Raw genomic sequence first — 26,081 nt, 5'->3', positions numbered from 1 at the left:
CAATATGACATCACAACCATCACCTTCACTCTCAGAAAAATCTGACAGTTATAATAATGCTACAAAAGGGGTATCTGTCCTTACCGGAGATCCGAAATCGGCGATAAGAAAACTTGCCGGCCCTATGTTCATCGCAATGCTCCTGATGACAATCTATAATATTGTAGATGCCTTCTGGGTTGCAGGGCTTGGAAGCGATGCCCTTGCTGCTGTTGGTTTTATGACGCCCCTCTTTATGGTCCTGATCGGGTTTGGCAACGGGATAGGGGCAGGTGCGACATCTGCAATATCAAGGAGAATCGGTGCAAAGGATAAGGCGGGTGCAGACCTTGTGGCATCACACTCGATCCTGATAATGCTTATAATTTCAGTAGTTCTGACCGCCGCAATTGTCCCGAATATTACTGCCATATCACTGCTCCTCGGTGCAGGGGACGTTGCAGGACTTGCTGCCGATTATGGACTTGTAATCTTCTCCGGAACTGTATTTGTCCTCTTTACAAACATCGTCTATGGGATGCTCCGTGCAGAAGGGGATACAAAGAGGACAATGTATGCAATGGCAGTGTCATCCGTCATTAATATGGTCCTTGACCCGGTTCTGATCTACTATCTGGATCTCGGTGTCGCCGGTGCTGCTCTCGCAACCGTAATTTCTATTATGTTTGTAACGGTAATCCTCTTTTACTGGATCTGGATTAAGAAGGATACATATGTTACCGTCTCATTTAAAAATTTCCGCCTTAAATCAGCGGTAATTAAAGACATCCTCGGAGTCGGAATTCCGGCAAGCACAGAGTTTTTCCTGATGTCCCTGCTTGTCATAACATTAAACGGCATACTTGTCTCCGTCTCGGGCACAGATGCGGTTGCGATATACACCACCGGATGGAGAGTTGTTATGTTTGCGATAATCCCGCAGATTGCAATTGGAACATCTCTCGTTGCGGTTGCAGGGGCGGCTTACGGTGCAAGACTGCCTGGAAAACTCCGTATTGCTTATATTTACAGTTTAAAGCTTGGATTTATTATTGCCCTGGCAACAAGCCTGCTCACATGGATTTTTGCACCGCAGATTACCCTCCTCTTCACATATTCTCCGGAGAGCGCCCATATAGCACCCGGCATGATCGCCTTTTTGCAGGTGATGTGCTTCTTCTACATATTTGTCCCGCCCGGAATGATGACCTGCTCTATGTTTCAGGGTGTCGGGAAGGGTATGACTTCGCTGTTCCTGAATTTCCTCAGAAATCTGGCCTTTATCGCAGTGATTGCCTGGATATTTACATATTATCTTGGCATGGGACAGGAAGGGGTCTGGTGGGGAGTTGTTGCGGGTGATATGCTTGGCGGAGTTGTGGCTCTCGTCTGGGCAATGGTCTATCTCAGATTGCTTACCCGTGTCGAGGAGAGGATCAATTCAGAATCTGCCTGATTTTTCAGACGGATAATTAAGATTTTCAAAAAAAAGTAAAATTAAGACGTTATTTATGACATCTCCGGAGAATGGATAAATTCCTGCTTATCTCTCCGTGGTCATATCAAAAATCCATATTTTATCTGATGTTTTTTCTTTTGGTATTCTCTTTTTTGCCTGCGGAGGATTTGTCAGTATTTTTCTTCTTTCCGGCAGGCATTAAATTGCGTGACGGTTCGTGTGTCCTTCTGAGTTTTGTCTCTCTGGTTTTTACACGGTTATCCGCAGGTTCTGTATCCGGCGAGTTGTCATAGTTTATGGGAATACCGTTATCCCTGCATATCTCCCTCATCTTTGGCGGCAGTGACTTCCATCTCCAGAGACCCCATTTTAAGTATTCTTCCGGAAATTCGTTCTTCTCCGCCCACTGGCTGAGAAATTTATCCCAGTTTTCTGTTAGTTCCGGGTGCAGATTGCGCACCACTTCATACTCGCTCTCAAGCATGGCCGGACAGAGATAGCAGCCAATCCTCTCAAGGCCTTTTTCATATAATGGATTAATTTCGAGGTTCTGCCACCATATATAAAGAAATACCTCAAAAGCTCTCCAGCTGCGAATCGGTGAAATATTGAGCTGAAGTGGATTTCCCGGATTTTCAATTGATTCTTCAAGGTCTGCCCTGTTCCACGATTCATACCAGCGGTTGCCCTGAACTGTAACACAAGGCCCAGTCTCAGAGAGATATCCGTTAAGGGGAATTAACTTCAGCAGCTTACAGCACCATCTGCTGTCCTTTGACGGAGGGCCTTCCATCTCTGTCTTCTGCCGAAAATCACCGTCTTTCCTGATTATGTCCAGGTCCTTTGATTCCACGAACTCTATTGTCTCCGGAAATTCAAGTCCTGTATCTATAAAAAAAGCTTTTTTTATGCCGGCTTTCTGACCGAGATGGAGGACTACTGTGCTGTCCTTGCCTCCGGAGAAGGAGACGTTTGCAGTCGGACGGTCATTGATATGCTGTTTTATGCTTCTGACAGCCGATCGTTCAAGGTTTTTGAGGTGATATTTATTCTTCTGTATTACTTCATCCCAGTCAGGATCAGGGACTTCCTGTGGCAACACCTGTATAAGCTCTTTAACCTTTATGCTGCCGTCTTTTACAATTCCTGTCCCGGCCTTTGCCTTATATTTTACTATGTATGTGCCGTTTTCAACCGGAGAATTTAGTTTTAGCTTCTTTCCACCAATTCTGCCATGCTCTTTGGAGTAATCGGTATCCGTATATATGTCAATTATTCCTTTGGTGGCATGGCTGAAGATGAAAGGCAGCGCTTCTACAGCTATATCAAATCTGTGTTCACGTTTTACCGGGTCAAAGATAAGCCAGCCAAGTCTCTCCCCGTTCATGATAATTAGATCGTTACGGTCAGCTCCTCCGGTTTTATTGAGGAGAATTACCTGTGATAAAGGCACCTCTCCGAATTTCTCCTCTATTAGGGTTTTAATCAGTTTATAATCTGCTGAAAGGGCTGGTCTGACTTCATATGGGCGTAGCAGAGGTATATTTTTTGGTTCACTGCCGCATGAACATGTCTTCCCAATCAGGGGAATATTGCAGTTATTGCACCAGTTTAGGTTATTTTTGGCAGATGGCTCACGTTTCACATTAATAACTGGGTTTTTTTGGTGGATAAGGGTAGTGTTTGCGGCTGTGAACCGGATTTCTTTTCTCTCCTGAAATTGCGGAAGAGTAATTTTAACTGATTCTATCCTGAATTTGTCTGTTTAGTCTCTTTTATCTGTTTGTTATTATAGCTGTCCGGCTGATGTCTGAACTGTCTGCCGGATCTGTTAGTGTCTGTAATCTTCCAATAATATTTTCTGGTACCGGATATATAAATCTCAGATTGTATGACTACTGATGGAGAGATTGTTGATACAGCATGCAGGAAGGCTACTGAATATGGTGCAGATTCTGTGGGATTTCTTCCTGCGTACATGCTTATAGGCTGCCCTTCAGAACTTGCAGACGATGAAAAGGGATTTTCTTCCAGAGAAGGGTCTTTTATCGTGACAGGACTTTTCCATGATCCGGATAACCCTGAGATGGATTTTTGGGAAAAAGGAAAGGGTACACCCGGAGATCGACAACTGGTAAGTATATGCCGGAAAATTTCAGCCTGGCTTTCTGATGAACATGGAAGAACTTCAAAAGTAATCCCCTATCAGATATATGATGGTGGTATCTATCTCAAGGATGCTGCTGTCCTTGCAGGGCTTGGTGTGTTTGGGAAGAACAATCTTGTACTGGTTCCGGGATATGGGCCTCACATTCGTTTCCGGGCGTTATGGACAGATCTTGAACCAGAAGCCCCAAAAGTCCGGGAAATTTCCACGCCCTGCGACACATGCGGAGGTCTCTGCATTAATGAATGTCCTGTGGGTGCATTTCCGGACGGAATCTACAGCCGGAAAAGATGTCTGAAGAGAACAGACTCAGATAAAGCAGAGTCATCTCTGAACGGAACTCCTGTCATCCATTGCCGGATATGTGAACTATCCTGTCCTGCGGGAAGTCTAATGGAGAACGTGAGTAGATAATATCTCATAAAACATCTGTATCTGGTATCATGATGTTTTCATCTGCTATCTCTGTGCAGGCAGATTTGCCGGCATATGGGTGAATTAATAAAAATTCTGCCTCTTTTTTTCAGGATTTTTCCGGATACACTCTTATTCTTCCTGAAATATCGAAAAATTCCCGTTATTTCATCCTTTGCTGCTCATAAAGAGGCTGAGTGACAGTCCGGTTATGAGGGCTACAAGGGCGTCAGATGAAAAGTAGTTTACGGATAAGAGATCTTTAAGAGGTATTGCACCCCAGAAATGACCGAGAACTACCGAGAGTAGAAAGCCTATTACGAAGGCTGCTGCGAGGTGTTTAAGCCCGGTCATATAACATTTATATGTGTACTTTATGAAGACAAAGGCGAGCGCCATGAATATTATGAAAAATACAAGGCCGGTTTCAGGTGTTGCAGCTGAGATTGTTTTGGATGAGAAGATTCCGAATTCCGCTACTATGAGGTAGAGAATAACCGTCCCTATCGGGTTGTCCCTGGAAAATTCTGTAAATATATTGGTGGCATGTTCAGGCATTGCATCTGCTGCCTGTGCAACCTCTTCGGGTTGAGGATGTCTGTTTTCCGGGATATTTTCAGGTTCTGTCTCTATTTTATTATATTCCATTCTTTTTCTCTGAATACGGGAGATCTCTTCTTTATATATCTTCTCAGCTTTATGCTCCCTGTATTTTCTGACTGAAACCCTTGCTGTATGCCATGCTAAAAGGATGGATATAAATCCGGCAATAAGACCTGTCATACCGAATACTATATTGTCAGCCGAAAGCCCTTCGCTGATCAGTCTGAAGATGAAATCATTAATAAAGAGGTACAGGGATATCGCAATTATGATCAGAATGACAATCGTTTTGATTGATCTTATCATTACTGCCGAAACCCTGATTATCAGGAGGGCAATGGCATACAGCAGTATCAGCAGAATTACCACAGAAAAGAGATCGCCTGACAATGCATTCTCCGGCAGACTGATTATATAATATACAATACTCTCCGAAACTGCAGCAAGGTTCTCTGTATTTTTCATATCAGTCTCTCCTGTAAGTTGAGTTTATAGTTATAATGCAGATACTTTGCGGAATGGGCCGGAAAGTTTGCTTATTACTATGAAGTGCGGTATAAGTGCATGATTTGGAATAATATCCGTCACACTCAGATTAATCCAAAACATTATGCAGTGCACTATAAGAACTGTTCATCTTTTTTTTGCCGGAATCACGAATCACTTTATTAAATGAAATAATATAAGATTCTGTTGCCTTTAAAATTCATAAAGCTTGCTGCTGTCTGCGATGGTGAGGCTGTAATTATCAGATTTTCCGCCAGACATCTGCGGGTATCTCTATCTCAAAAGATGCACCCTCTCCAAATGAGCCTCTCTCTGTTATCCTGATTCCGGTAACTGATAAGATTTCACGTGCAAATGCAAGTCCAAAACCGGTGTTTCTGCCATAGCCGTATGAAAAAATCTTCTCTTTTTCTTCTTCAGGTATGCCTGCTCCGTCATCTTCAAATTTCAGGATCATGCTGCCGTCTTTCTGCTCTTCAGTTGTGATAGTTATCTCTGTTATCTTATCGCCATGCCTCACAGCGTTCTCAAACAGGTTGTACACCACTTTTACCAGCAGTTGATCTGCGTAAATCTCAATATCGGATATATTTATATTGATCTGAATATTGTCCTCTTTCAGACTTTCTTTTGCAGAATCAATTGCATATCTGAGTTTTTCCCATTGCGGTTTTTTTGAGCCTATCGCCTGATAGCTGCGTGAGAATTCGAGATGCTCTATAATTCTGTCAACGATGACGGTCGCCTGTGAGAGGTAATGTTTCTCTTCCGGATTTTTAATTCTGCCATCAAGAATTGAGAGGTAGCCGGAGAGGGCAGTTACAAGGTTGCCTATGTCATGCCGGGTAAGTCTTGACAGCATGGAGAGTTTATCATTTGAAACCCTAAGAGCAGTTTCTGAGGCTTTTCTTTGTGTAATATCCCTGATGATAAATACAGTTCCGGAAGGTGTGCTGTTTCTGTCCCTGACAGATGAACCTGCTATGCTTACATACTGCTGGGTTTTTTCTGTGATTCGGACTTCAAAGTCGGATATTTCGCCCAGTTCTGCCAGTATATCCCTGACTGTCAGGTATTCCTCATCCCCGATGAGTGATCTGACAGATCTGCCGGCATCCGGCTCTTTTAAGGCCGGAAATATCTTTGCGGCAGATTCATTTGCGGCAACGATAATACCGTTCTGATCTGCAAGGATAAGTCCGTCAGGCATCGTTTTCATTATCTCAGGTACGGCTGTTTCCGGGCTTAAAGTGAAAAGTCCGTAACGCTGTATTGCACAGGCAATTATGACGGAGAAGATGACAAGACCAAAGAAGACAAGGTTAGGGGTATGAATGCTGAACAGGGGGAGTACTGCTCCGGAGAGTGCTCCGAAGAATACGACAGTTATGATGCCTGCAAAGAGAAGTCTGTTCTGTCTGTGTTTCTTCTCCGTCTCCGGGCGCCTCCAGGAGATAAAACCGACATAGAGTGCCCAGAGCATTATAGCCATAGTATAAAAAATTTCTATTGGGCAGATGATATTGTTCCGGGTTGGCAGGTATATGTAACCGGCAACAGGATCAAATGCGGCAGTGAAGAGAGATTCTGTAAAGATCCCTGCTATTGAGAGTATTATAGCAGGGGCATATATGCCTGCTATGAGGATTATTCTGCTTTTTTTCTTCTCCTCCGGCAGTCTGCCTGTGAACTCCAGGATGAAATGTGAGCTTAGAGCGATTGTTATGGGCCAGAATGAGCTGAATTTCAGCCAGAATGTCACTCCCTGAAGGCTTTCTGCCTGCCATATGAAAAATTCGCCCGTTGCCCAGTACGCCGCTGAAAGCATTACTGCAAGAAAGAGCCTGTGCACAGTGGATGAGGGTTTTTGGGCATAGACAAAAAAACCAAGACCGCAGGTGATAAATGCTGATATCAGGCAGAAAGATGCTGTAACTGTTATGACAGTACTTATCACTGACACAGACGGCCTCCGCATTTTCGCTTAAATATTCTCATATTCCGGATGGCCACACTATCCATGTTTCAAAATATCCCATATGATTTATCCCTGCATATTCCCGATGATATCTTTTTTTCCTTCCGCGGGGATATTAAATTATCTATTTCTCTCAGATGGTTATGGGAAATAATCTTAAAAAAAAGAGATAATTATGAATTATGTAATCATTTAAAAAGGGAGATATATTTCCAGGTTCACACTATATCTGATGTCTCAGAGTTACATTAAAATTAAAATTTTTGCAGTTTTGGTCATATTAACTGCGGTTTTTGCGTTGTCAGCCGGATGCACAGGTGTTACGGATCAGGATTTTGTTTCTGAAAATATTGCGGCAGATACTGCTGTGCCGGCAGAAGTTCCTTCAGCAGATAGGACAGGCCAGATAACATCAGACCTGGCAGAGACTCCGAAAGTAATTTCTGATGATGAAAAGAAAGTAGCGTTTGGAAAGGGAAAAGGGAATGTTAAGATGGCTTTGGAGGATGGCATTAAACTTCTTACATTTGAACAGAATGAACCTGCTGTTTCTTATATTATGGTTGATGGCAAAAACAGTCGTTTTGAAGCCCAGAATACATTTCCGGCGGATAAATCCATATATATTAACAAAGACGGAAAATATGTTTCATCATATGCATGTAACATAATAAGTGATGGAAGTTCAGATATCTCAGTTGAGACAGATTCGGAGTGGAAGGTTTCATTTTCATCTCCGCAGATTATTGATGTCCTCCCTCCACAGACATTTGAGGGTGCCGGCAATCAGGCAACACCATTCTTCAGGATTGATAAAGGCGGGTATGACTTTACAATAAAATCAGAGAATAGCAGTTTCATCTTTGTTCAGCTTATGGACGATGATGGACATCATCTCTGTAAGGACCTAAGTGAAGATTTTGATGCCATACCACTTCCATATCAGGAGGGTGATTATAACGGCACTGTTGGTACAACTATTGAAAAAAGCACAAATTACCTGTTAAATATCAACTGTGACGGCAAATGGACGATTTCGGTTGAAAAGTCCTGAAATATCCTGACAAAAAATCCCTTTTTTTACGCCGGCTTAAAACATCAGAAATGCAAAACTAAGATATACTTTTGAGTTTAATCTTTGTTATATGTCAAAAATAAGCAGTAAAATTTATTTATTTACTCTTCTTGCTCTTTTAATTGCAGGTTTTGCACTGTCGGCCGGATGCACCGGTAATTCCGGTGCTGACAAAACACCGGCAGCGACTGCGACTCCTACAGCAGAAGAGACTACAGCTGCAACTCCGGAAGAGACGGCAGTTAAGACTCCTGAAGCAACCCCTGTTTCCGGTGAGGAAAAAGCCACAATCTCCGGAACCGGTGATGTTAATGCCTCGGTTGAGTTTAAAGGCGGCGTTCACCTCCTGACATTTACGCAGGATAAACCCCTGAAGAGTGAGATTGCAATTCAGACTGAGAAGGATTACATCGGGCTTACCAGTCTCTTTAATGAATCAGTGGCTGAAAAATCCATGAAGGACGGCAGATATTACTGGACTCAGGCGTTTATGCTTGAAGAGAATGCAGTTGCTGATGTTGAGGTGTACACAGAATCAGAATGGACACTTGACTTCTCATTCCCGCAGATGATAAACGGAATTGTGCCCCAGACATTTACAGGTGTCGGCAACAAGGCAACACCTTTCTTCCAGATAAACGAAGGTGAATATAAATTCTCAATTAAGGCAGACAATAGTCAGCTTGTTGAGGTTCACCTGATGGACTACTACGGAAATCCGGTTCTGGCTGACAACGCTGAAATGCCTCTTGCCTACCACGAAGGTTCATATGATGATGTTGTTACAGTAAAGATTACTGAAGACAATAACTATCTCATAAATGTAGTCTGTGACGGGGAATGGACAGTCTCCGTTGAGGAAGCTTAAAGATTTCTCACCTTTTTTTTGCAGTTTAGAATTTTTCGGTCACAATTTTTAAATTTCCGGTTATTAAATTATAATTATCAGTGGTGATTTCAGTGTCAAAAATAAAATGCGGAAATAATGTCTATATCCCGATGCCGGTTGTGCTTGTCGGAACTGAGATTGAAGGACGGGCGAATTTTATGACGGTCGGATGGGCATCCAGGGCGAATGCAAACCCGCCTATGATTTCGGTAGGAATTAACAAAAAACACAAAACGCCTGAGGGGATCTTAAATAACAAAACCTTCAGCATAAATATCCCGAATGCCGGTATGGCTGTACCGACAGACTACTGCGGACTTGTTTCAGGAAGTAAGGCCGATAAATCCGGAGTTTTTGATACTTTTTACGGTGAGCTTAAGGGTGCTCCCATGATCAGTGAATGTCCGGTTACGATGGAGTGCGAACTTGTGGAAACTGTTGAACTGCCAACAAACTACCTATTCATAGGCGAGATAAAAGGTGTGTATGCAGATGAGGACTGCACCGAAAAGAACCGTCCGGATATGAAGAAAGCAGATGCAATGGTTCTTACCATGACAGACAACCGCTATTGGAGACTTGGTGAGTTTGTTGATAAGGCATGGGGATGCGGTAAGGATTACAGTAACAAAGACATCTATGAATAATAATTCACAGGTGATTGACTGAAAAGTAAGATTTTTCACAGAGGAATAAAATGGCAGAATATGGTGAATGGACACGGAAAGGGGCAACTCTTAGTGATAAGACTGCACAGAAAGAATATGGTATAAGTCAGGAATTCATTCTAAAAGGTATAAGGGAGGAGAAACTGGAATTTAAGGAAGGAAATATTTATGGAAATCCCTACTTTAAACTCCTTAGAAGGGAACTTGAAAACTATATCTCTTCAGAACTGGGACAGACCTATCTTATGGAGCATAAGAATAAAAAAGAGCTTCAGGAATTGAGGAAAATTATCAAAACTCTGGAGAAGAGAGTTGCTGAGCTTAAACTCAAAGAGGCAGCCCTTAAAGGAGAGATGTCTGGTGAAATTTCCCTCTCTGAATAATCCTGAGGTAAATATTGTGGCATCAGAAGATTACGAAGACGAATGCGAAGACATAGAATTATATAACGAAAATCTGCTCTCTGAATATAAGGACTATCTCACAGAAAAAGGACTTACCCCACGGACTGCAGATAAGCATCTGTCAAATGTTGAATTTTTCATAAACGATTATCTGATGGACAATGAGGGACTTGGTGCCAGTGAGGGGGTTTCTGAGATTGGCATGTATCTGGGGTACTGGTATATCAGGAAGGGCTGCTGGTCAGGTCCGGCGGCTATAAAAGAGAATGCTGCAAGCCTGAAGAAGTTCTATCAGTTCATGCTTGGGAAGGGTGAAATATCAAAAGATGATTTTGATGATCTAAAAGAGGCAATAAAAGAGGGTCTACCAGAGTGGACTGCAACGATGAAGAGATATCTTGATGAGGATATTGAGGATATGGATGAAGTCTGGGGATTTTAGCTGAAGATCATTTTGAGGATTTGGATGAAGTCTGGGGATTTTAGCTGAAGATCATTTTGGGAATCTAAATGCCCGGAGGCAATGCAAATTCTTAACCTTGGAGCTGTCCAAATATTCAGTAAACATAAAGGAGTTAAATTATGGTAAAATTAAGCGAAGAAATGATTGAAGCATTCAAAAATACAAAAGTTCTGCCGCTCTCAACCGCATCAAAGGATGGTGTCCCGAATGTTGCACCTATGGCAACCCTGCACTTAAAAGACTCTGAAACCATCTGGATTCTTGACAATTTCATGCAAAAGACCGCCGCAAATGTTGCAGAGAACCCAAAGGCATCCATCTATCTCTATGGTGATGGTGTTAAGGGATGTTACCAGATCAAAGGCGATGCAGAGATGCTGACATCAGGGGAGGCATACGAAGAGGCAAAGAAGCTCTTTCATGAGAAAAACCCTAACCTCCCGGCAAAAGGTCTCTTTGTCATTAAAGTCACTGAAGTGTTTGAGTGCATGCCCGGAGCAGATGCCGGCAAAAAATTAATTTAATTTACTTTTTTATTTCTGCCTGATAACCTGTGACAGGAGAGAGTTCACCCTTTTCATATACGGTTTGGATCCTGAAAACAGGCTGAAGAGTGTTTGAAGTGTTGTCTCTTCAGGTGCCTGAAATACTGCCCCAGGTTACGTTCTGGACATAAAATTCAAAGGTGTTCACACCGTCCGGGTTCTGCATTGAATAGTCCATATCCATATCCAGCCTGAATGTCCCGTCCGGCCTGTTGGCAGGTGCTCCCCAGCTGTTGAGCACAGTCCAGTATCCCCCGTCAGGGACAGTGTCACTGTATCCGAGAATAAGCATAACGTGGCCGCCGTCGTTTCCTGTAGCTCCGGGGGTGGACTTCGGACTGAAAACAGCGGATTCATTCCCGTTCTCCCAGAATGACATAAAAGGGTCCCAGTTGTCCGGTGTATAGATGATGACCACAGCCCTGCCGTCGGCGATTGCAGATTTAATCAGACCGGCTGCATCATCTTTGGATATATCCTCTTCTTCATAGGCAGAATTAGTTGATATCATTTCGGCATGCATCTCTTCGATTGGGTAATTCGGCGATGTCTGTATAGTCTTTGCCGGAACCAGAGTTGATTCACCGTTTTCGCACATTGTTGCAGAGTCTGCAAATGATGCATTATTATTGCTCAGGGGAACAGCTTTTCCCGTAATATTGTAGAAATCCGCAAACCATACCGGACTCCCGCCGCAGCAGGCCCAGATCCCTGTTCCATTGTGGTATGTAGATGTGAAATACTGGACGGACAGACGGTCACTTATATTTTCCTGGCGGAAAAGCTCCATCTGAAGAGCACCGGTATCGGCCCATACCCAGCAGTTTCCGCAGTGTTCCGGAGAACCGCCGGTCTGGTCCCATTCGGCAGGGAGATATGCAAATTTATCGAGAAGTGAAATACTGTCTGGCATGTCGCCTTTTATCTCATCGCCGGGAGAATAACGGGGTGTATTCCTGTTCGCCTCCTGCATTGCAAGGACGAGATCGGTCTGAATATTCATTGCAAGGTCCGCAAATGCCTCCGGAGACTGATCCGTCGTTACTGCACAGTCCATAAATCCGGCCTGCCTGTTTAAGTCATCACTATCATACATGCTGATATCCATTGCCCTGCCGAACTCCCGTGGATCGACATCACGAAAAGCCTCGATATCGCCTGAGAGTATGGTGTCAAGGCTTATTCCGTCTATCATTATCCCATTAGGGACTGTGCAAGAATCACATGAGTCGTTTGAGTCGCTCAGTTTGTCCTGCGGAGATATTGGCGGGAGCAATGAGAATATTATGGCTATGATAACTACAATAAGTAATATCAGAATGATATATGCCGGATTTTTCACACTTTTCATTTTATACTAATCATTATAAATTATTTTGGTTTGCCACCGGAGGTCATAAAAGAAGGGCCGATTCAAAAGAAATGATCCCCGAATGTTCTCTGTAACAGACGGATTAAGCAGAAAGCAGATAAATGGCCGATAAATTTCCGGTAAAAATGAGAAGTGATATAGTATAATATTCTTCACAATGGTTTTCTCATTACAGAATGCGTATTCCCAAATTCATCTGAGTATTTATCAAAGATTTCGGTCTGCCGTTTCAACCCCTCAATTACCATCATAGCGCCCTCATCATCTGCATATTCCTCTTCGAGTTCTGCAAACTTTTCCTTCAGTTTACCGTAGAAGCTCTCTTCCCATACCCGTGAAGGCAGCCTGAAGGATCCAATCAGCTCAAATCCGGCATTCCGGATGATCTCAAATCCTTTATCTTCGATCATCATTGCGGGATGTATTTCGGCGTAGAACTCCGCTGCCTCAGCCGATGGGTTTTCCGTGAACCAGAACACATCAGATATCATCATATATCCGCCCGGTTTCAGGAATTTTTTCCAGTACCTCACAGCATTTTCAAAGCCCATAATGAATGAACATCCTGCAGCCCATATAATGCCGAAAGACTCCTCTTCAAAGGGAAGATCGTCCATAGATACACAGACCGTTTTGATTCTCCCGGAAAAACCTTCGGCTGCAATTTTTTCATCCACCACATCAAGGAAAGGCTGGTGTATATCTGTCGCTATTATCCTGCAGGACGGACAAAGGCGGGCAAGGGCCATCGTCTGTACACCCTTCCCGCAACCAATATCAAGGATCTCACCACCTCCTTTTAGTGGTTCTGCGATGATTGAAAATGCCTTTTCCGTGTGCTCATCATCTCCCGGCCCCATACTGGGTGACGATTCAAAAATCTTAAAAACAGGATTGTTATCCATACATTCTTTTAATTTTAGGATTTCATTTAGTTTTCGGTCGTTTTGGCACCGCTGACATTAGTACCCTATGCTGCATCAAAATAAGTCCTCATCTCTATTTGTGCGATAAGGTAATTTCCCTGAAATCAGGTTGATTTAAGTAATTTATCTGCTTTTTCTGATCTTCCTGCCAGATAAGAGTATTTATGAGAGGTTTAATCCTTAAAGACAAACAGCTCATCAATGGCTGAATCAAGAGCCACTGCTACATCATGTGCAAGTTTAAGGGAAGGATTGTACTTCCCCTTCTCAAGAAAGACAATGGTCTCCCTTCTAACTCCGACAGCCTCTGCAAGCTGAGCCTGTGTCATGCCCTTCTTTGCCCGGAATTCACGTATTTTCGTATCCATATCGCTTACCGGAAAAAGTATTCTCTCACTTCAGTCATTCTTCCGCTGCACCGGTTTACCCTGATTTCCGGTTCTGAAGAATTGTGCCTGCATTTAATATACATCACCCCTCTTTGAGAAGTACCACTGAAATACTGCTGCACTGACGGGCATAAGGAGCATCAGCACTCCAAGAACCGCTTCTGCGGATAATGCTGCAATTCCGAAGAACGAGAGCCAGAACATAAGAATTACCATCAGATATGCGAGATACCATGAATAGGATATTGCCCATGTCCCGACTTTAAGAGTTCTCTCGTCCCTGATGTCGTAATCGACTGGTTTTCTTAGACTGACAGCTGCAATGAGCGCCATAATCAGTCCCATTATTGCCATCGCAGAGAAAGAAGCTGAATTATCTCCTGATGCCGGAATCACAGCCAGGGCTGAGCCGGCCACAAGCATAAGAAGGCCTATGATAAGACATATGTAAAGAATATTCTTTTTTTCAACCGTTTTTATGACTGCAACCAGGGTTATTCCCACGATGATTACAAGGGATATCCCGATAACATCCGCACCGGGATCTCCGCCACTCATCAGTACTGTAAGGAGTGCAGTTATCACCGCTGCGATACCAAGTCCTGCCGTAACTGCAATACGTCTGTTAATTGTGCTCAGTTCCATTTCAGTTCACCGTTTTTTTCAGAAAGTGTTAGAAATAATTAACGCTTTGTTAGAATAATATAACTTGTTAGATCTATATAACATTTGTGAAACTCCCATATCAGCCTGTAATATAGAGCCCTCCCCCTGAATCTGGTGTAACCGGGTTAATCAGCTATTTTTCCGGAATTAAATTATATACAGAGAGCGAATAGAAAAATATGTTTCAAAGGATTGCAAGAGGATGGCACCTGTTTAAACAGACATTTGCCATTCTCTCAAGGGAGAAGAGCCTTGTATTATATCCGGTCATCTCCGGAATTATAATACTGCTGATTCTTGGAGTGCTCTTTATTCCGACACTCTTCATATTTGCAGGGACTGGCATAAACCCTGATAATATGGGAATAACCGGATATGCACTCTGGATTGTGATGCTCTTTGTTATATTTTTAGTTACGGCATTTGTGTCGTCATTCTTCAAAGCCGGAATTGTGCACAATGCAACCGAGGTAATTAAGGGCAATGATCCGGCATTCAAAGACGGGATCAGTGCTGCGATGCCTAAAATAGGATCAATATTTGCCTGGGCATTCATTGCGGCAACAGTAGGCCTTATATTAAGCCTGCTGCGTGAATCCGACAACCCTCTTGGCAGGTTCCTCACCGAAATTATAATCGGAATTGCCGGAGCTGTCTGGAATCTGGTAACCTTCTTTGTAATTCCGGTTATGATATTTGAAGATAAAGGTGCTATCCCTTCAATTAAGGAATCCTGGCATCTCTTTAAGCAGACCTGGGGTGAGACTGTCATCGCAGGATTCTCATTCGGAATTGTGATGATTCCGGCATTCCTGCTCATGGTCGGCACATTCTTCTCAGCAATGTTTCTGCCCTTTGAGGTATTCGGGGGCATGCTTGTACTGACAATTCTCGTCTTTGCAGTATCTGCAATTCTTATATCGGCACTCCAGGGTATTCTCGTTGCTCTTCTGTATCATTATGCAAAGACCGGCGAGATGTCACCGCTTGTTGACCGGGAATTTATTGAGGGTGCATTTGTCGAAAAGAAGGGAAGTATGGCTTCTAAATTCTCCGGCGGAAATATCTGATTATAATCTTTAAAATATTTTTTTTATAAATCTCTCATTGTTCCGGAGATTTCGGCATTTCTGAGTGAACTCTGATTTCCGGCAAACATTTATCTGCTTTTATGCCTATTCTGCTTCATGGGGCTAAAAGCAGTATTTCTCAACTGCACCTTAAAATATCCGCCCGATCTTTCAGAGACGCGGGCGCTGATTGACAGGGCAGTTGAGTTATTCAGTGAAACGGGAATTGAGAGTGAAGTTATCAGGATTACCGATTACAACATAAAATTCGGAAGAACATTTGATATGGGCGGGGATGACGAATGGCCGGGAATATATGAGATTATACGGCAGTCTGACATTGTAGTTATTGGTTCTCCTGTCTCGTCCGGGGTGCGGTCAAGTGTTGCACAGCTTGTAATTGAGAGGCTATACGGGTCATATTCGTATGATTCTCCTGAATCCGGACATAATCCGCTCTACGGCAAGGTCGCCGGAGTAATAATTTCCGGAGAGGAGGACGGGGCATATAATGTTGCGGCGGATACACTTTTTGACCTCAACTGCCTTGGATGCATTATTCCACCAAATGCCGGGGGGGATAAGCAGTTTTACACAAACCTGACAGTCGGGTATATGGTGAGAAATCTCGCCTGGATGGCAAATCTTCTGAAAGAGAGCAGGACTATGCAGGTATGAAAAAAGTTATTCGTGAACCAGCCGGTTCACAGATAATGAATGAAACAGTGCACTGTTTCATAGGAGGGTTGTAAAGATGCAGGAGAGGTCTGCTTTTAATCCGGCCTCTTCTCTTCAAAATTCAGCGGCGGATATTCTTCCGTATAATATCTGACACTGCTCATCTGGCCTGTGTCATTATCTTCTGTTGCCGCTGTGCATCCTGCAAAGGCCAGTAATATTATCAGTATTATGAATATCAGGAATGAGTGAATCTTCTTTTTCTTCATGATACAGCCTTTGCAGTCATCGAAATATACGCTTTTTGATTTCCTCTGTTATGGGCACAGAAGCTTTTTTCCGGTTATTATTTTAACCTTTGAGTTTCAATACAGATTAGAGGAGGGATTAAACCTGGTTAAATGCAGAATCTGTGGTGAGGAGAAGGAGAAGTACCTGCGGGTAAATCACCGGGAATTTTATGGAGCGATAGTCATCTGCGGGGAATGCTATAAAAAAGAGGAGAAGAAGATTACCGGATTTTCTTCATGCGGGTGCTGCGGGTTGTGAACTACCTCTGGGCTAAAGACCAGAGAGGCTTCCTGCTTCATACCCCAAACCATTGTTCGTAAGTCCACAGGCCCTTCCCCCCGTTCCAGGGGTGTAAAGATATTATATTCCAATTAGATTCTGTTTATCAAAAGCAAATTTCCTGATATTTATTGCGGCATTTATATCCCGGTCATGATGTACCCCACAATCCGGACAAATCCAGTCTCTATCAGATAAAGTCAAATCACGGTTGTAATACCCACATTCACTACAGATTTTTGTAGATGGTTCAAACTGTCCTATATGTAAGATAGTTTTACCGTGTTTCTGTGCCTTATATTCTAATTGAGTAACAAATGAACTCCATGATGCATCAGCAATATGTTGTGACAATTTATGATTTTTTAGCATCCCTTTAACATTCAAAGTTTCCAGTGCAATTGCTTGGTTCTCGCATACTAATCTAAAAGAGAGTTTGTGCTGGAAATCGCTTCTTTGATTGTGAATTTTTTCATGAATTTTTGCTACTGCATTTTTTGCTTTATTTCTGTTGTTAGAACCTTTTTGTTTTCTACTCAATCGTTTTTGTAACACTTTCATTCGGAGAAGTGACTGTTTCAAATATCGGGGATTGTCAATCTTTTCCCCATTGGAAAGTATTGCAAAATCTTTGATACCTACATCAACACCCACGGTTGTATCTGCATCAAAATGTTGTACAGGAGGTTGTTCCTGTCCATCATCTACCAAAATACTAATGAAAAATTTGCCCGTTGATGTGACTGACACAGTTGCTGTTTTTTCAGCTCCTTCATATTTCCTGTGTAATTTTGTTTTAACCCATCCAATTTTAGGTAATTTAATTTTATGGGTATCAAAATTCACAATATAATGTTGTGGAACTGAAAATGACTGCACTGGATTTTTTCGGGATTTGAATTTTGGAAATCCTTTCTTTTCCCGGAAGAAACGAGTAAATGCATTCTCAAGATTTAACAATGCACTCTGTATTGATTGCGAATTAACATCTTTCATCCAATCATGCTCTGATTTCAAATCAGGTAGCATTTTTTGTAATGCAAATCTCGATATTGATTTTCCATCTGTTTCATAAGTTCGGATTTTATTTTCCAAACCCCAATTGTAGATAAACCTACAGGTACCGAAATGCTGAAAGAACATTTTCTCCTGTTCTTTGTTAGGATAGATTCGGTATTTGTAGGCTCTCAACATATAGATTTGGTTTGATTTCAACTCTCAATATATTTTTTGGTAAAACTACAATTACAAAATATATCTCTGAGAACAAAGATGATGTCGATTACATCCCCTTGGCTAAAGACCAAGGGGATTTACGCTAAATTTTTAAATCTGTTTATATTTCATATCCTGCAATCGCTTTTTTCTGTTGCTTTAGAGCTGAATCAGTCTCATCAGATGTCTCTTTGATAAACTCGTGGGTAAGGTAATCGGGCTTTATGTAATCTATTATCTCACGGCATCTTTCGGATGTAAACGGCCTGTGATGGTCAATTTTTCCGAAATGCTCCATAATACACATGAATTTTTCATTGTTCTCCATCTCCCGGAAGTTGTCAGGTTCTGTCATACTGTTATGATATTCTGCTGATGCACTGAAGTGGAAATGAAGCCCTTTGATATTATCAATGACCTTTTTATCCTGCCTGTCAAGGACTGAGAGTACGCAGTCTATGCCCTCCTCTTCAGTGTAGCAGGATTTTGAGGCATTCATCAGATGTCCGGTATCAAGCATCAGCCCCCACTTTTTAAATTCGAGACTGTCACAGAATTCTGCCACTGCCTCAGGTTCAAGAAATGTCAGTCCCGGACACCAGAGGTTTTCTATGAATATTGCAAATGGCGGTTCTCCACCGGGAAATCCGGATGCAACAGTATTTAGAAATTCTGCTGTGGCAGTCAGCACATCCCTGTCGGAAGAGAACTTATCTTTGCGGAATGACTGTTCGGTCTCTATGTAGCCACCGTGATATACTCCGTATGCAGGATTAAGGATGGAGGCATTTTTAAGGCAGGTACTGAAGTTCTCTATTACCTCTGAGTATTTTTTTCCGCCGTAATAATATTTCTCAGTGTCTTTAGGGTAGTAGTCCGGAATCCTGAAATTATCATCAGTTTTCAGTCTGTACCACCCGGTAAAGGACGGGAGGTGCACAGCTCCGGTAATGTCTGCCGGAATGCCTGCCGGAACTTCATCGAAATTTACAAGCATTTCAACGCCGTCAATTTGGTTATCTTTTATGAATTTCCGGATATTTTCCCAGTCTCCCCCAAACTTATTCAGGTCATATTCGTATATTGAGAAGTTTATGAATTCCTTATACTGCAAAGTCTCTCTCCTGATATCTGTTTTTGAATTAAGATTATTTAATTAGGATTATTTTGAGTAAATTAAAATTAATCTGTGATGGTATGTCTGTGTTTTTTTCCTGGAGATCTTCAGGGGAAAAGTAAAGGGTGGATGAGATATTAATATATTTATGGAAATGCCGGCATTGGTATTTTATGGTGAATCCTGTTAAATATGTGAGCCATATGTCGGCATTTTGGGAATGATGATTATGGGGATATCAGAATATTTGATTTATCTGCTGCCTGTGGTAATTGTGGCTGTTTTTTTCTGCGGCTGCCTTGATAGTGCCACAGGCGGGGGTGCTGCTGAAAATATTACTTATGCTGAGGCCGTTGAGCTTTCTCTTCAGAACTCTGAGGTTCTGGCTGATATTGGCGGTGTGAATTATACTGTGTCTGATTATGCAGTGGCAGAATCTCCGGAAGGGTATGTCTATATGATTATCATACAGAAGTATGCCGATGACGGTTTTCCGGCCGGACAGGTGATTCCGATGGTAAGCATGGACGGAAGGGTTGTATATGTCGGAGGTTCATATCCGCCGCCAAGACCTCCGGGGATGATGAACGGGGATAATAATGATATTCATCATGTGAGTCATGATGAGGCACTGGAACTGGCACTATCAGATATCAGAGATCAGGGCATTTCACCGTACATGATGGATGGGCAGCCGTATTACACATTTGATGTGACAGGTCAGAATGATGGAAATATAATCTATAATTTCAGGATACAGACTGAAGATTACAATATAAGCAAAGTTTCCATATCCAGTGTGAATGGCAGGGTTGTGTACCGGAAATCCGGCATACATGAACCGCTGCATATTATTCCACCGGAATACTTTTCCGGTAAGAGTACCCGTGCTGATCTCCTGCTGAATAGTTCCGGCAAAAATGAGTGAATTTCCGGACATAAATAAAGAATTCGGGATGTATAAAAAAAACATATGATTGAAGTGGGCTATGAATAAAATTCCGTTGAGTAATAAAATGAAATTAGATGATTTGGATTTAGATATAAATTTGGGACATATGTCCGGCAGGTTGCCGGCTATAATGATAACAATAATGGTGGCAGTCACAATAATATCCGTCTGTGCAGTATGTGGGTGTATTCAGGAGGACGGTGGAATTACCGAAGATGAGGCACTGTTAATCGCCCTTAATGATTCTGCCCTCACCAATGTGACCGGGGGCAGCGATCCTGGAGAGTATGAAAGCAAAGTTACAGTCGGAGAAGACGGAAAAACCATCTATACATTTCATTTCTCGCCATATCCTTCCAAAGGATACGGACTTTTGCAGTATATAACCATCACAGTCGGAAGTTCGGGCGATGTAATTGACCGGAAAGTGAGCCAGGGGCCGATGATCACGCCTTCCAATCCGGAGATGTATGCTCAGAAACTTCCCGATGATGTTGAATCCAGGGGTGCACTGAACATGAAATTGTATCCGGGGATATCTTTCTGCAAGGACGGTCTTGATGTAAAACTTGAGTCCGCAGAGTTTACCAATAAGAGTTCAGAGTTTTACTTTGTGGCCCATGCAATGTTTATCAAAGAGGTTGCAACCCCGCAGAATAAGAGCAATATGCCACCCGGACCTGTGCTGAACGGCAGTATTTCTGTAACCGGCAGGGATGCAGAGGAGTTTACACGCTTTAACTCTGTCAGGTGGGACGGTGATGCGATTGGATTTTTTATACGTACAGACCCTGTTCCGGCGGATACCGAAAACGTCTCTGTTTCTGTCGGGCGGATTTACGGAAGGGATTTTAACCGGAATTATGAGGTAATTTAAGAATGGCTGATTCCGACAGTTCCAATGGGAGCGGGCTGTTTATCAAATCGGTTAAAATATCGGTGAAATGCGGATTTATAGGGACTGTTGTCATTTTGATCTCATATTTTGCTATAATGTACTTTTATGGGAGTCATCAGATGTATGCTCTGATGACGGGTGCATTCTGGCAGATAGTCTCTCTGGTCGTCTTTGTCCAGTTCCTTGCCGGGTTCTTCTCCGGAATTTTGATCAGTGAAAGGTTTAAGAGGAGCGGCACAAATGATGCTCTGAAGGTAAGGTATTACGGCGCCTTTGGCGGCTTTTTCACCGGTTTTTTCATTCTTGCACTACCGCTTGCCATTTCATCATTAAGGTTTTTTAACAGTTTAATTCAGTTTGGAACACTCATTTCTGCGTTTTTAAACTTCTTTCCGTTTGTTATATCCGGAGCCACAGCCGGGCTTATCGGTTCTTTTTATGCCGGCAGGTCTGTCTCTTTGGGAAGGGTAAATTCCGGTTATATCAGGAGAAGTTCTGTATATTCAGTTCTGCTAATCCTCCTGATAATATTTGTCCCGGTATTTTTCGGTCTTGTTTCAGCTCATTTGTATGAGCCGGAGGTTATCAGATACGGAGAATATGATGATTATGACCTCTCTTTAATTCTAATATCATCTGACGGGGACAGCATAAGTAAAATTGGGCTGTTAAACACTACGTATGATCGTGCTGTGCCTGTTGTTGAGATGAAAAACGGGACATTTGCCATATTCGGACATGACTATAGAGAGAGGGGGGATATTAATTATCTGGCCTTTTCCGGTCGTGACGGTATAACTTCGGATAAGATACCCATCCTTAGAAGTCCGCACCCCATAAGCTGTGGCACTGAAATTTTTGGGACCGGCTTTGCCGTCTCTGATGAGGCTAAGAATATATTCATCATTGGCTATGACGGAAGTCTTATCCTGCATACTTCTGTTCCGGAGGACTTAAAGAGAAGCGGAAACCGGGTTGAGATGGTATATCCGGGAGATGATAAACTGTTTCTCAGATGGGGTAAATACTGTGCATTTATGGACTTTAACGGAAATTTCTCTGATATTAAGTCATACGGCGAGTCTGGTTATTCTGAGCGGCTCTATCGTATGAATACCGGAGGAATTCTGACATCCTCAGGCGGAGGTTACTATATGTCGGTAACAGATGATGATTCGGGCAGGCTTAAGGTTTTATGGCTTGATGATTCCTTAAATTTTGTAAAGGAGGAGTTTGTCGGGAGCAGTCATGCTTCAGCTGTCCAGGAGTATACAGGTAAGAACGGGGATGATATGGTCCTTATTGATGATATTATCCGGTATGATGACCGGCCGGTCTCTGAATTTGACAGGTATTTCAGGTTTTACAATACCAATTCCGGAGAGTATAATGACGTATTTGTGGATTTTTCCTCCTCTCAGGAGGTTTTTGAAGACAAATTTTTAGGTTATGACATATTTACAGCAGGAGATATTACCTCTGTCGGTTTAAGTGGTCTTTATATGAAGAGCTGTTCGTTTGACGGGGAGTATTATGACGGAAAGTGTCACGAAGGGGAGACGCTTATTCCGGGGAATTTTGGCGGGTTAAAAATCATGCAGACCGCTGACGGGGATTATCTGTGCGTATTCACAACAGAGGGGATGGTGTGAGATGAAAGAGAATACATTGTTGTATATACTTTTTGCGGCTGTGATCTTCTTTGCCGGAGGTTCGTTCATTCTTCTGGCTACGGCACCTGACAGCTGCAATCCGCGATGCGGGCCTGTATTTGAGGTGCACTACTCAGATACGTTTTATCTCCTGTCTCCGGATGGTATTCCCGGCTATCGTGCTGAAACTGAAGTGAGCTATAATGACGGGGAGTGGGAACTGCATATAAAGCCCGGTGAGTATGATTCTTCTTCGGCTGTAAGCACTCACTTTCCGCCCGGATTTGACCCTCCGGCTTATACTCCTGATATAGAAGTGAAGGACGGTAAGCTGTACTTTGATATTCTTCTCTTCAATAATGTCGGATATGATCTTGTCAATGTCACGTTTGAGACTCTCTCTGATATTAAGATTAAGAAAAATACTGATGGCGCATATGGCGAATACAGCAGGTATGACCCGAAATCCGGAGAAGGAAAAATAATTGTCGGTTATTTTGAGAAAGAATCTTTTCAGGAAGTCAGACTGAGCGGGCCTTTAATTCCGGCAGAATCACCTGAGTCATTCCTTGTTATGGTAAATCTTGCCTTTCCGGAGAGTCTGAAAACAGAGGAAGGGCTGACGCTGGAGTATGATATTAACGGGTATGTTCTTCCGGAGAGGATTCCGGATGTATATTCTGTAGAGAGTTATAATCTTTCACCTGTCAGTAAAGTTTTCAGGTATTATATTGAATAATATTTCTATTTATCTTACTTTTTGCAATTATATTTGATATTTTTGCTCTATATTTCTATATGATTTATTTTTCTGCGACGTATGGTTAAATTTATATAATGTTATATACCGTTGACACCAATATGTTCTGGGCAGCCAGCTGCCCCAGCTAAAGGGTGAATTAAATGAGATTTTCAACAGGTCAGGCGGCCGGAAAGGGGAATTACAGGTGCATATTATGCTCTGAGATAATTACTCTTAAGGATGATTCGGAGGTCCTTCCGGTCTGCCCAAGGTGTGAGAACACCAAATGGATTAAAACTGATTCTAATCCGGAATGATCTTTATTTTTTCGTATTCTGTTAAGTTTAAGAGGGCTTTTTTATCATTACGTTTTATTTAACTATATGGCGGGTAATGTTCAGGCGGCTGACGGGTGGGCAAAAGCTGCGTCTGAATTCATCTGGAATGTGAATCTCTCTGATTTCAGCGGTTCACAGGAATATGAAGGCTATTTTACTGATGTTATAACTCCCAAAAATCTTCCTGATTTTGAAGAGAAGTTCCGGTCGGCAGTTAACAGGCCCGGAGCTGCGAATTTTGCAGTTTCCGGTGAGGTCTGCTTCTGGAAGAATTATTACAGCAATGACAGAAGGGAGAGTCTTACATCCCGGATACTTGGGAGGTTTTCTGATCCTGTTACCTGGAATAAATTTGCACATTCCCTTAAGAGACTGGCCGGGGATTTTACAGTCGGAAATTTCTTTGAGATGAGGCGCCTGTCGGGTTTTGACAGTGGTTTTGCGATTCCGGTCACTTTTCTTTCGTTTTATGATCCGGATAATTATCCGATGACTGACCGGCATACAGGCAGGTGGTGGAACAGCAATAAGAAGAGGTTTGGTTATTCCGGCAGGCCTGATTTCGTTTTCCGTTCTGGAGTTGTGAGCGGTTCGGGTGAGGATGACGCGATAAGCAATTACAATGCCTATAAGGGCCTGACTGAGTTCTGCCGTGATTATTCGTCCTTTCTGAATGAGAAGACCGGTTCTGGCTGGAGAGCGGCGGATGTTGAGAAGGCGATATTCTATGCCCAGATTAACGGGATTGTCCTCAGTCCGCTTACTGATGTTGTTTTTCCGGATGAGGAGTACGACCTGAATTACTCTGATTATAAGCCGGAAGGTCCTGTCCTGATTCTCACTGTTGATTCCTTCCATAAATCTTCTGATGGAGAGAAGTCAGGTTATTCTCCGGAATTTTCGTTTGCTGACAGCGGTGTCGGGCCTGAGTCTGTAAGGCTTATTATGGAGAACAGGGCTGAGATCTACGGGAAGATAAGGAGTAATAAGATTGTGTGGGATAATTTTGAGAATGAGATCATCAATAACCGTGATTTAAGATACGGTCCTGATTTTTCCGGCGGAGATGAGAGCGGGGAGTATCTTCCGGCAATCTTCAGGTATAACGGTGATTTCTATGACGGGCTTGATGATGAGGGAAGAGGGAGGCTTTTACATTCGGATAAACATCTTCTGATAATATCTGCATGTTACGGTCTTTTAAGTCCTTTTGAGTATGTCCAGAATTACAGCTGCCAGTTTGGGAATGACAATGCGGCTTACTGGCAGTGGACGAAGAATAAGACGCTTTCAAAGATTCTGGCAGATTATATCACTGTAAGGGGTGTTAAGCTTATCTTTGATTTTACAGACTGTGATATCGGGAGTTATCACCGGAGCATTGACTGGGAATATGTTGAGAAGGAGACGGGGGCTGAGATTTTACACTGCTATCATGAATGGGCTGAAGGGGATAAGGCACTGAAGTTTTTTGGTGAGTTTGTTAATGATGTGATCTTTGCCAGGAGTGATGAGGAGATTTTGAATCTGGACTATTCCCGCAGTATAAGTAATATTCATTTCAGCCGTTCTTTAAGACCGGAGATGGAGGTTAAGCCGAAGAAACTTCAGAATCTGCTGGATATTATTGATTCCGGTGAGAGGGGAGTTGCTGAATTTAAGACGAGTGCGTTCTGGAGTGAGAACCCGGAGAATTATGTTGATGATAACAGATTCGGGTGGCTTGGGCGTGGTTATTCTAAGTTTAAGATTGCAAGGAATATTGTCTCTTTTCTGAATAGTAATGGCGGGAATCTTATTATCGGAGTTAAGGAGAATCCGGAGGATGATTCACTTAATATTGTCGGCATTGAGAGTGAGTTTTCAAAACTCCGGAGCCGCAATACGGACGGCTACCGGAGAAAAATCGTTGATGATGTCATCAATAAGATGATCTATCCAAAGGATGTGAAGAACCATTTCAGCCGTTATTTTGCTATAGATTTTCATGAGGTGAAAGGAGAGATATTATGCTGGATTCAGGTCTTTAAGTCTGATGATGTTCCTTTTTATGTCGTTTTAAGGGACAGTCCGGATGGTGGCAGTGAGGAGATTTTTTATATCCGGGAGGATTCAGCCTCGGTTGAGCTGTCGCCAAAGCATACGGGTGAGTATATTATGAAGCATTTCTGCCGGAGATATTAAGGATTTTTTGAAAATTTTCACATTTGACACGATGGCAATTCATGCACAAGCTGATGTTGATTATGCTATTGAGCCGGGGTGAATGTCAGCCCTTATTGGAGTTCTGCCGTATTTTTGGAGGGGATTTTTGCCGGGTAGGGGGCTGAATATTTATCTGATGT

The 26,081-nt window shown here is 42.7% G+C and carries 27 protein-coding genes; 17 read left to right on the top strand and 10 right to left on the bottom strand.

Annotated elements, in window-relative coordinates:
- The first annotated feature begins 4 nt into the window (after positions 1-4).
- On the top strand, positions 5-1,435 hold the full coding sequence (locus METLIM_RS12325) for an MATE family efflux transporter (RefSeq protein ID WP_004078902.1): 1,431 nt from the start codon (positions 5-7) through the stop codon (positions 1,433-1,435).
- A 121-nt stretch (positions 1,436-1,556) separates the two neighbouring features.
- Here the strand turns inward: METLIM_RS12325 and METLIM_RS12320 are convergent, their stop codons facing one another.
- Positions 1,557-3,083 (bottom strand): phosphoadenosine phosphosulfate reductase domain-containing protein, encoded by a 1,527-nt coding sequence (locus METLIM_RS12320; protein ID WP_004078901.1) that lies wholly within the window; start codon positions 3,081-3,083, stop codon positions 1,557-1,559.
- Between the two features lie 246 nt (positions 3,084-3,329).
- Here METLIM_RS12320 and METLIM_RS12315 point away from each other — a divergent pair, with 246 nt between their 5' ends.
- Entirely contained in the window at positions 3,330-4,019 is a 690-nt protein-coding gene (locus METLIM_RS12315; RefSeq protein ID WP_004078900.1) for a hypothetical protein, read from the top strand.
- A gap of 168 nt (positions 4,020-4,187) precedes the next feature.
- Here METLIM_RS12315 and METLIM_RS12310 read toward each other — a convergent pair whose 3' ends face one another.
- Complete coding sequence (locus METLIM_RS12310) at positions 4,188-5,087, bottom strand: hypothetical protein (protein ID WP_004078898.1); 900 nt, start codon at positions 5,085-5,087, stop codon at positions 4,188-4,190.
- Positions 5,088-5,370: 283 nt separating this feature from the next.
- Positions 5,371-7,092, bottom strand: a complete 1,722-nt coding sequence (locus tag METLIM_RS12305; RefSeq protein WP_004078897.1) for a histidine kinase N-terminal 7TM domain-containing protein — start codon at positions 7,090-7,092, stop codon at positions 5,371-5,373.
- 247 nt (positions 7,093-7,339) lie between these two features.
- Between METLIM_RS12305 and METLIM_RS12295 the strand changes: the two genes are divergently transcribed.
- From METLIM_RS12295 to METLIM_RS12270, 6 genes are all read left to right on the top strand, one after another.
- Entirely contained in the window at positions 7,340-8,161 is an 822-nt protein-coding gene (locus METLIM_RS12295) for a hypothetical protein (RefSeq protein WP_004078896.1), read from the top strand.
- Positions 8,162-8,252: 91 nt separating this feature from the next.
- Entirely contained in the window at positions 8,253-9,050 is a 798-nt protein-coding gene (locus METLIM_RS12290) for a hypothetical protein (RefSeq protein ID WP_004078894.1), read from the top strand.
- Positions 9,051-9,142: 92 nt separating this feature from the next.
- Positions 9,143-9,718 carry a flavin reductase family protein gene (locus METLIM_RS12285; protein ID WP_004078887.1) on the top strand — a complete coding sequence of 192 codons (576 nt, stop codon included), beginning with the start codon at positions 9,143-9,145 and terminating at the stop codon, positions 9,716-9,718.
- 50 nt (positions 9,719-9,768) lie between these two features.
- Positions 9,769-10,122: a hypothetical protein gene (locus METLIM_RS12280; protein ID WP_004078886.1), complete on the top strand. Its 354-nt coding sequence runs from the start codon at positions 9,769-9,771 to the stop codon at positions 10,120-10,122.
- The gene (locus METLIM_RS12275; protein WP_004078884.1) at positions 10,100-10,585 is read left to right on the top strand and encodes a hypothetical protein; all 486 of its coding nucleotides are present in this window, start codon (positions 10,100-10,102) and stop codon (positions 10,583-10,585) included. The genes METLIM_RS12280 and METLIM_RS12275 overlap by 23 nt, the downstream gene beginning before the upstream one ends.
- 140 nt (positions 10,586-10,725) lie before the next feature.
- Positions 10,726-11,130 carry a pyridoxamine 5'-phosphate oxidase family protein gene (locus tag METLIM_RS12270; RefSeq protein WP_004078877.1) on the top strand — a complete coding sequence of 135 codons (405 nt, stop codon included), beginning with the start codon at positions 10,726-10,728 and terminating at the stop codon, positions 11,128-11,130.
- Positions 11,131-11,239: 109 nt separating this feature from the next.
- Here METLIM_RS12270 and METLIM_RS12265 read toward each other — a convergent pair whose 3' ends face one another.
- The 4 genes from METLIM_RS12265 to METLIM_RS15795 form a co-directional block, all read right to left on the bottom strand.
- Positions 11,240-12,502, bottom strand: coding sequence for a C1 family peptidase (locus METLIM_RS12265; protein WP_004078873.1), 1,263 nt, complete (start codon positions 12,500-12,502; stop codon positions 11,240-11,242).
- Positions 12,503-12,675: 173 nt separating this feature from the next.
- Positions 12,676-13,428, bottom strand: coding sequence for a class I SAM-dependent methyltransferase (locus tag METLIM_RS12260; protein ID WP_004078871.1), 753 nt, complete (start codon positions 13,426-13,428; stop codon positions 12,676-12,678).
- 194 nt (positions 13,429-13,622) lie between these two features.
- Positions 13,623-13,817: a helix-turn-helix transcriptional regulator gene (locus METLIM_RS12255; RefSeq protein ID WP_004078869.1), complete on the bottom strand. Its 195-nt coding sequence runs from the start codon at positions 13,815-13,817 to the stop codon at positions 13,623-13,625.
- A gap of 93 nt (positions 13,818-13,910) precedes the next feature.
- Positions 13,911-14,483, bottom strand: coding sequence for a hypothetical protein (locus tag METLIM_RS15795; RefSeq protein WP_004078865.1), 573 nt, complete (start codon positions 14,481-14,483; stop codon positions 13,911-13,913).
- A 200-nt stretch (positions 14,484-14,683) separates the two neighbouring features.
- Here METLIM_RS15795 and METLIM_RS12245 point away from each other — a divergent pair, with 200 nt between their 5' ends.
- Both METLIM_RS12245 and METLIM_RS12240 read left to right on the top strand, forming a co-directional pair.
- Positions 14,684-15,574 carry a DUF6159 family protein gene (locus METLIM_RS12245; RefSeq protein WP_004078863.1) on the top strand — a complete coding sequence of 297 codons (891 nt, stop codon included), beginning with the start codon at positions 14,684-14,686 and terminating at the stop codon, positions 15,572-15,574.
- Between the two features lie 117 nt (positions 15,575-15,691).
- Positions 15,692-16,252 carry a flavodoxin family protein gene (locus METLIM_RS12240; protein WP_004078862.1) on the top strand — a complete coding sequence of 187 codons (561 nt, stop codon included), beginning with the start codon at positions 15,692-15,694 and terminating at the stop codon, positions 16,250-16,252.
- Between the two features lie 95 nt (positions 16,253-16,347).
- Here the strand turns inward: METLIM_RS12240 and METLIM_RS16750 are convergent, their stop codons facing one another.
- Complete coding sequence (locus METLIM_RS16750) at positions 16,348-16,521, bottom strand: hypothetical protein (protein ID WP_004078861.1); 174 nt, start codon at positions 16,519-16,521, stop codon at positions 16,348-16,350.
- Between the two features lie 10 nt (positions 16,522-16,531).
- Between METLIM_RS16750 and METLIM_RS12235 the strand changes: the two genes are divergently transcribed.
- Positions 16,532-16,801 carry a hypothetical protein gene (locus tag METLIM_RS12235; RefSeq protein ID WP_157202314.1) on the top strand — a complete coding sequence of 90 codons (270 nt, stop codon included), beginning with the start codon at positions 16,532-16,534 and terminating at the stop codon, positions 16,799-16,801.
- Positions 16,802-16,903: 102 nt separating this feature from the next.
- Here METLIM_RS12235 and tnpB read toward each other — a convergent pair whose 3' ends face one another.
- A complete protein-coding gene (gene tnpB, locus METLIM_RS12230; protein ID WP_245543541.1) occupies positions 16,904-17,965 on the bottom strand; it encodes an IS200/IS605 family element RNA-guided endonuclease TnpB in 1,062 nt (353 codons plus the stop codon).
- Between the two features lie 193 nt (positions 17,966-18,158).
- Entirely contained in the window at positions 18,159-19,151 is a 993-nt protein-coding gene (locus tag METLIM_RS12225) for a hypothetical protein (RefSeq protein WP_004078859.1), read from the bottom strand.
- Between the two features lie 277 nt (positions 19,152-19,428).
- On the opposite strand from METLIM_RS12225, the gene METLIM_RS12220 reads away from it, so the two are divergent.
- From METLIM_RS12220 to yaaA, 6 genes are all read left to right on the top strand, one after another.
- On the top strand, positions 19,429-20,082 hold the full coding sequence (locus METLIM_RS12220) for a hypothetical protein (protein WP_157202313.1): 654 nt from the start codon (positions 19,429-19,431) through the stop codon (positions 20,080-20,082).
- Positions 20,083-20,236: 154 nt separating this feature from the next.
- The gene (locus tag METLIM_RS12215) at positions 20,237-20,983 is read left to right on the top strand and encodes a hypothetical protein (RefSeq protein ID WP_048145990.1); all 747 of its coding nucleotides are present in this window, start codon (positions 20,237-20,239) and stop codon (positions 20,981-20,983) included.
- 2 nt (positions 20,984-20,985) lie between these two features.
- Positions 20,986-22,656, top strand: a complete 1,671-nt coding sequence (locus METLIM_RS12210) for a hypothetical protein (RefSeq protein ID WP_004078857.1) — start codon at positions 20,986-20,988, stop codon at positions 22,654-22,656.
- A 1-nt stretch (position 22,657) separates the two neighbouring features.
- Positions 22,658-23,395, top strand: a complete 738-nt coding sequence (locus METLIM_RS12205) for a hypothetical protein (RefSeq protein WP_004078856.1) — start codon at positions 22,658-22,660, stop codon at positions 23,393-23,395.
- Between the two features lie 164 nt (positions 23,396-23,559).
- Complete coding sequence (locus tag METLIM_RS16745; protein ID WP_004078855.1) at positions 23,560-23,715, top strand: zinc ribbon-containing protein; 156 nt, start codon at positions 23,560-23,562, stop codon at positions 23,713-23,715.
- Between the two features lie 66 nt (positions 23,716-23,781).
- Positions 23,782-25,920, top strand: coding sequence for a peroxide stress protein YaaA (gene yaaA, locus METLIM_RS12200; RefSeq protein ID WP_004078854.1), 2,139 nt, complete (start codon positions 23,782-23,784; stop codon positions 25,918-25,920).
- The last annotated feature ends 161 nt before the right edge of the window (positions 25,921-26,081 follow it).

This window comes from Methanoplanus limicola DSM 2279 (assembly GCF_000243255.1).
GTDB classification, from domain to species: domain Archaea; phylum Halobacteriota; class Methanomicrobia; order Methanomicrobiales; family Methanomicrobiaceae; genus Methanoplanus; species Methanoplanus limicola.
Note: the sequence above shows the minus strand (reverse complement) of the source record. Positions and strands in the feature narration are given on the sequence as shown.